Source organism: Chromobacterium sp. CCUG 76385, assembly GCF_059916625.1.
In genome coordinates, this window is the sequence record NZ_JAUCGU010000071.1 from 1 (window position 1) to 937 (window position 937).

Consider the following 937-nt stretch of genomic DNA (forward strand, 5'->3'; position numbering starts at 1 on the left):
CCCAATCGCTGCGACTCCGCCAGCACCATCGCCACCGGCGCATACGTCGCATCCTTGTTCGGCTTGATGTGCAGCTCCGGCTGCGGTTCCGACTTCCCCGCCGCCGCCAGCTTCGCTTCCAGCGCCTCTCGGTTCGCCAAACGCTCGCCGTTCCACATCACCGCGCTGTCCGGCGTGATGTCGATCTGCACCACCACCGGCTTCACCTGCTGCTGCGACGGCGTGTTCACCGGCATGTCCAGCTTCACCGCGTGCGTCTGGATCGGGATCGTGATGATCAGCATGATCAGCATCACCAACATCACGTCGATCAACGGCGTGGTGTTGATTTCCATCATCAGGTCGTCTTCGCCCGACGACCCCACGTTCATCGCCATGCTCTTTCCTCCTAGTCCCCGCCCGCCGGGCTCGGCGGCTCGGTGATAAACGCGATCTTCACGATCCCCGCCTGCTGCACCGCCAGCACGATGCGGCCGATCGGCGCGTAGCGCGCCGCCGCATCGCCCCGGATGTGCACTTCCGGCTGCGGATCTTTCTTCGCTTCCTTCACCAGCCGCGCCAGCAGTTCCTGCTGATCCTTCACCGGACTCATGTTCCAGTAGATCCGGCTATCCGGACCCACTCCCAACACGATGTTCTCCGGCTTGGTCTGCGTCGGAATGTTCTGCTCTTTGGGCAGCGTCATCTTCACTGTCTGCGTCACCACCGGCACCGTGATCAGGAAGATGATCAGCAGCACCAGCATCACGTCCACCAGCGGCGTGGTGTTGATCGCCGACAGCACTTGGTCTTCGTCGCCCTTGCCGTGGCCAAATCGTTTGTAACGCGCCATGGCTGTTTACCGGGTCGGGTTGTTCAGCAGGCTGGCGTGCAGGCGGCCGGATACCACGCGGACGTTGTCCAGCACCAGCTTGTTGCGGCGCACCAGCCAGTTGTA

The 937-nt window shown here is 62.8% G+C and carries 2 protein-coding genes; both read right to left on the reverse strand.

The window, feature by feature from the left end; genetic code table 11:
- The coding region (locus QUG01_RS19900; protein WP_500831604.1) for an ExbD/TolR family protein at positions 1 to 377 on the reverse strand (377 nt) is incomplete at its 3' end.
- 11 nt (positions 378 to 388) lie between these two features.
- The gene (locus QUG01_RS19905; RefSeq protein WP_500831605.1) at positions 389 to 832 is read right to left on the reverse strand and encodes an ExbD/TolR family protein; all 444 of its coding nucleotides are present in this window, start codon (positions 830 to 832) and stop codon (positions 389 to 391) included.
- Between the last annotated feature and the right edge of the window lie 105 nt (positions 833 to 937).